3 protein-coding genes are annotated in these 6,000 nt (G+C 46.8%); all 3 read left to right on the top strand.

Annotated elements, in window-relative coordinates:
- Positions 1–3,409 (top strand): chromosome segregation protein SMC (smc, locus tag QT973_RS07345; RefSeq protein WP_333391042.1); only part of this gene is annotated, 3,409 nt, incomplete at its 5' end.
- 68 nt (positions 3,410–3,477) lie between these two features.
- Complete coding sequence (locus tag QT973_RS07340) at positions 3,478–4,497, top strand: PRC-barrel domain-containing protein (RefSeq protein WP_333053364.1); 1,020 nt, start codon at positions 3,478–3,480, stop codon at positions 4,495–4,497.
- A 437-nt stretch (positions 4,498–4,934) separates the two neighbouring features.
- Positions 4,935–5,966 carry an SGNH/GDSL hydrolase family protein gene (locus tag QT973_RS07335; RefSeq protein ID WP_333231352.1) on the top strand — a complete coding sequence of 344 codons (1,032 nt, stop codon included), beginning with the start codon at positions 4,935–4,937 and terminating at the stop codon, positions 5,964–5,966.
- Positions 5,967–6,000: the final 34 nt, after the last annotated feature.

Here is a 6,000-nt window from a genome sequence, read left to right as displayed (position 1 = left end):
TGCCAATCGAAAATCCAAAATCCAAAATCCAAAATCGGATGAGTTATCTGTTGAAGACGTAGAAGAGATTGAAATCGCAGCAAGTCAAGACAACAACGGACAACTACTCGCTACTAATAAAAAATCCAAAATCCAAAATCCAAAATCGGATGAGTGGAGTGTAACGCGCAAACTTCGGGTAACTCGCCAAGGTACTTACACTTCAACTTATTACATTAACGGCCAACCTTGCACGCTGACTCAACTTCACGAACAACTCAACCGCTTACGAATTTATCCCGAAGGCTATAACGTCGTGCTACAAGGAGACGTTACCAGCATTATTTCGATGAATTCTAAGGAACGCAGAGAAATCATTGACGAATTGGCTGGGGTGGCTCAGTTCGATCGCAAAATCTCTTTAGCTAGGCAGAAGTTGGATGAAGTTAAGGAGGTGGAAGAACGCAGCAGGATTGTAGAAAAAGAGCTGATGTCTCAGCGCGATAGACTTGCTTCCGATCGCACAAAAGCGGAAAAATATCAAAAGCTGCGGGCGGAATTTCAAGAAAAGTCGCAATGGGAAATTGTGCTGAAATTCCGGCAATTGCAGCAGCAAGAATGGAAACTGCGCGAACAAATCGAAACGGGCGATCGCACTTCGGCATCTCTCACCGAACAACTGCAAACAATTAGCACCCAAATTCAAGCAGCAACCGCCGAACTAGACGCGCTGAATGCCCGCGTTAAAGCTTTGGGAGAGTCGGAATTGTTGGCTTTGCAAGCGACGATTGCCACTCAGGAAGCGGAAAGGCGGCAACTGCAAAACCGCAAACAGGATTTGGAAAAAACTGCTGGGCAAATGGCGGCTAATATAGCACAAACCGAGGAAGAAGTTCGCCAATTTCGGCAAAGTTTGGAGCAAATTGAGATTGAAATATCTTATGTTAAGTCTCAAATAGGAAGTTTGCAGGAACAGCGGGACGCAGCCCAGCAAAGTTTAGATGAAAATCGGGAAGTTGCAAATGCGATCGCCTCCACGGCCGAAGTTTGGGTACAGCAGCAAACGGAACTGCACCGCCAAATCGAAACAATTCAACAAACTTTGGAACCGCAGCGTACAGAACAAGCTACCATTGGCGAAAGAGCCGATCGCCTGCAAAGTCAAATTCAAGAACAAAACCAATCGCTGCAAGTATTGGAACAGGAAATTGCAGCGAAAAAAGAGCAGCAATATCGCCTTGTGGAAACCAAAGGCGTGGCATCTTTGCAAGTAGAATCGCTGAATCAAATTTTAGTCGAAGCCGAACAAGAATTGCAACTGCAACAGGAAACTCAAACTCGTTTGTTGGAAGAACAGCGGGAAAGACAGCGCAAATTAGACAAACTAGAAGTGCAGTTTCAAGCACTGCAAGAAGCGACGGGAACGTTTACTGCCAAAATTGTCGCGCAAAGCGGAATTGGCGGAGTTTGCGGCTTGGTGGCTCAACTGGGTAGGGTGGAACCGCGCTATCAGTTGGCTCTGGAAATTGCGGCGGGCGGGCGCATGGGTAATATGGTGGTGGAAGATGACAGCGTGGCTGCTGCTGCGATCGAATTGTTGAAACAAAAACGGGCGGGAAGGATGACTTTTTTGCCTTTGAATAAGATTAGGGGCGGCAGGTATTCGGTGAATGAAAATTTGCGGCGCGCGGCTGGGTTTGTGGATGCGGCTGTTAATTTGATTGATTGCGATTCGCGGTATCAGGAAATTTTTGCTTACGTTTTTGGCAGTACGGTTGTGTTTAGCAACCTCAGCGATGCTCGCCGCTATTTGGGACAGTACCGGATTGTCACTTTGGACGGGGAAATTTTGGAAACTAGCGGGGCGATGACTGGGGGAAGTTCTACTAATAGATCTACCTTGCATTTTGGCACGGTTGAGGCGAGTGAGGCTGCTAGTGAAGCCCGAACCATCGCATCTCTGCAAGAAAGGTTGGAGGAAATTGAGCGGATTTTGGAACGGTGCAAAATTGCGATCGATCGCGCTTCACTAGCAGTCAAAACTCGCAGCCAAGAATTGATGGAAGCGAAACAAAATTTGCGCGAACATCAGTTGCGCTTGGAACAGTTGGATTCAGAAATTAAGAATTTGCAAGCGCAACAGGAACAAGTGCGATCGCAAATTGCGAAAAATACACAGGAATTAACTAATTCGCGATCGAGATTGCAGTTGCTGGAACGAGAATTGCCGGCACAAGAAACTCAATTGCAGCAGTACCGCCAAACTTTGGCGCAGTTGGAAGAGTCGAACAGTCACAGCGAATGGCAACAAATGCAATCGAGTTTGCGCGCTTTGGAAGCGCAACTCCAAGAGCGAGAATTGGCTCTGAGAAACGTCCAGCAGCGCCTTGTAGACTTGGAAAATCAATTCGGGCGCTTGGAAGAGAAAATTAAGGAAGGCAGCGAGAAATTGCAGGAATGGCAAGTGCAGCAAAACGCGGGGGCGGATGCGCTCGATCGCATTGTTTCGCAGCAGTTAGAACTCGATGGACAAATTGCCGCAGCTAAGGCGACTTTGGGGGAAATTGAGGAAAAATTGGGCGTGGAAAAGGGAGAGCGCGATCGGGCGGAATCTCAATTGCGAGAACAGCATTTAGCCAAACAACAGTTACAGTGGCAGTTGCAAAAACTGCACGAAACCCAGCAAGAACGCCGGGAACAATTAGCCGCCATCCGCACTCTCTTGGAAACGCAGCGGGCGGAAATGCCCGACCCCGTGCCGTCAATTCCTGAAAATGTCGAGAAAGCCAATTTGACGGAATTGCAGCAGGAAGTAAAGGCGATCGCCAAGCGCATTCAAGCTTTAGAACCAGTCAATATGCTAGCCTTGGAAGAGTACAACCGCACTCAAGAACGCCTTCAAGAATTAAGTCAAAAATTGACGACATTGGAAGGAGAACGCACTGAACTGCTGTTGAGAATCGAAAATTTTACCACACTCAGGCGGCGCGCTTTTAAAGAAGCTTTCGACGCGGTTAACGAGAACTTCCAGACTATCTTTGCGGAACTTTCCGAAGGCGATGGCTATCTCCAGCTAGATGACCAGGAAGACCCCTTCAGCAGTGGCTTGAATTTGGTGGCTCACCCGAAGGGCAAACCCGTACAGCGGCTGGCTTCCATGTCTGGAGGCGAAAAGTCGTTGACGGCGCTGAGTTTTATTTTTGCGCTGCAACGCTACCGCCCGTCTACGTTCTACGCTTTTGATGAAGTGGATATGTTTCTGGATGGGGCAAATGTGGAGCGATTAGCTAGAATGATAAAACGACAGTCTGAACAAGCCCAGTTTATTGTTGTGAGTTTGCGGCGACCTATGATTCAATCGGCTGAGCGTACAATTGGCGTTACTCAAGCGCGGGGAGCTTATACTCAAGTCATAGGGCTGAAGTTGTAGTCCCGGAGTTTATGTTAACGCTCGTGTTGAGTGATATATGTACTTAATAAATCAGGATTAAAGTTAGAATGACATCCGAACAAATCTGCCAACGCTCCGATATTCTAGGCACTCAGGTCATCACCCGCGACAGAGGTAAACGCTTGGGGGTGGTTAGTCAATTGTGGGTGGACATCGATCGGCGGGAAGTTGTGGCGATCGGTCTGCGTGATAATATATTTGCGGTCGCTGGAATGCCGAGGTTTATGTTCCTCAGCAATGTCAGTGAAATCGGCGACGTGCTGTTGGTGGAAGATGAGAGCGCGATCGAAGATGATGTTGATGTTGAAGTCTACAGCATTTTGATTAACAGCGAAGTTATTACCGAAACCGGCGAACTTTTGGGTAGGGTGCGGGGCTTTAGATTCGACCCCGAAGACGGTAAGTTAGTTTCTATAATTATCGCTTCCCTGGGAATCCCCCAAATCCCCGACCAAGTTCTCAGCACTTACGAGTTGGGGATTGAAGAAATTGTCAGCAGCGGCCCGAATCGCTTGATTGTGTTTGAAGGTTCCGAGGAAAGGCTCAGGCAGCTTAGTGTGGGTTTGCTGGAGCGCGTTGGTTTGGGCCAAGCACCTTGGGAACGAGAAGAGGACGAGGCAGGTTATTATCCGAAACCCGTGGCTACGGGAAATCAATTGGGCCCAGGCGTGCGGATACCTGCACCGGAAATGCGGAGCCGCGTAGCTGCGCCTGCTGTGGAGGAAGTTCCTTGGGATGAGGATTTAGAGTGGAATCGGCCTGCGGTTCGCCAGCCGCCGATGCGCGCGGTGCAGGTACAGCAGCAGCCCATCGACGATTACGAGGATTACGAAGAGGATAATTGGGGCGGCGAGGAGGACGATTACGAGGAGGAGGAGTACGAGGCGAAGCCACAATACACTCGCGCCGAGATTTCTCGCCCGAAGCAGCCGCTGGTGGAGTACGAAGATGATGTGGAGGCTGATGCTTGGGCTGACGATGAGGCACCGAAGCCTTACCAGGCTCCTCGCGTGAATATCCCTGAGAAAACTAAGACTCCTGAGTACGAGGAAGAGCCTGGTTATTAGGAATCACTCAATTAGCTGAAACCAATATTTTGCACTCTTTTTAAGAACGGGCAAGATGCCTGTTCCACAATCAAGTTTATTTTTTGTGGAACGGGCTTCTAGCCCGTTGCTGATATTGGTGCAAGATGTGAGTTTAAACTGAGATGTGGCACCATTCTTAAGAACAGGCAAGATGCCTGTTCCACAAAGAGTAGATTTTATTGTGGAACGGGCTTCTAGCCCGTTGCTGATATTGGTGCAAGATGTGAGTTTAAACTGAGATGTGGCACCATTCTTAAGAACAGGCAAGATGCCTGTTCCACAAAGAGTAGATTTTATTGTGGAACGGGCTTCTAGCCCGTTGCTGATATTGGTGCGCTCAATCTAATTAAATTAGATCCATGAACTAGAGAATACTGGCATGGCAGTTTATTATACTTTTGCTGACGTTTCATATTATGTTAATGATCGAAAAAGATTTTGCTAAAACTGTTGCTTTCAGATTAATAACATATCTAATTTTTCCAATTTTTTTATCCACCACCACGGCTGAAATTGTCTTGCGAGTTGCGGGATACAAACCCTGGCAAATAGAAAATGTTGATGTTGCCGTCGAACCCAAAGGTAACTTTTTTACCAAAGACTCAGAACTTGGCTACAAGCATTTGCCGGGTCAATTCAAAGTGACACTTAACGGCAATTACTCATTTAATGCCACTCACCTCAATAATAGTCTCAGAATAACACATCCCCTCACTACTTACAATTCTTCGTCAAAAAAGCATAAAATTTGGATATTTGGCTGTTCATTTACCTACGGTTGGTCATTGAATGACAGCGAAACTTATGCTTGGTTGTTGCAAGAGAAATTACCCAAATATGAAATAGTGAATTTTGGCGTTAACGGCTACGGCACGCTGCACTCGTTGATTCAATTTAAAGAAGCACTCAAACAAGGAAATAAACCCAAAGTTGCGGTGATTGCTTATGCGGGATTTCATAACCGCCGCAATACTTTGTTAAGGGCGAGAAGAAAGCAAATGGCTGCTTGGAATAAACTCGGTATTCTATTTCAGCCCGATGCGAGGCTGAATGGAGAAAATAATTTTACCTACAAAATGGCAAAACTTGAATATCGCGAGTTCCCGCTGATGCGGGTTTCTGCATTAAGCCATTTTTTGGAGGTTAATTACAATCAATTTGAAGAGGGATTGTATAGAAGCCATGAGGTTTCTAAGGCAATTATTCAAGAGTTTCACCGGGTGGCAGAGGCTAATGGTGTTAAGTTAGTTGTGGCCGGAATTAATGTCGGTTCTGCTAAGATGTTGGGGGAGTTAAGTCAGGAGGGAATTTCTACGGTGGATATTTCTGTTGATTTGAAAATACCTGCCAATAATAATTTACCTCATGACCTTCATCCAAGTGCGATCGCGAATCGGCAATATGCAGAAAAGTTGGACGTTTTTTTGCAAGGTAGTGTTTTAAGGTAACAATCTTGGACGCGCATCCATACCAAAGAAACCG

The sequence above is a fragment of the Microcoleus sp. Z1_A1 genome (assembly GCF_036700305.1).
Classification (GTDB): Bacteria; Cyanobacteriota; Cyanobacteriia; order Cyanobacteriales; family Microcoleaceae; genus Microcoleus.
This window is presented reverse-complemented; position numbering and strand designations above follow the sequence as displayed.

Bases quoted from the DNA above. Each gene is read 5' to 3' on its own strand.
- QT973_RS07335 (WP_333231352.1), top strand. From the start codon at position 4,935: ATGTTAATGATCGAAAAAGATTTTGCTAAAACTGTTGCTTTCAGATTA.
- QT973_RS07340 (WP_333053364.1), top strand. From the start codon at position 3,478: ATGACATCCGAACAAATCTGCCAACGCTCCGATATTCTAGGCACTCAG.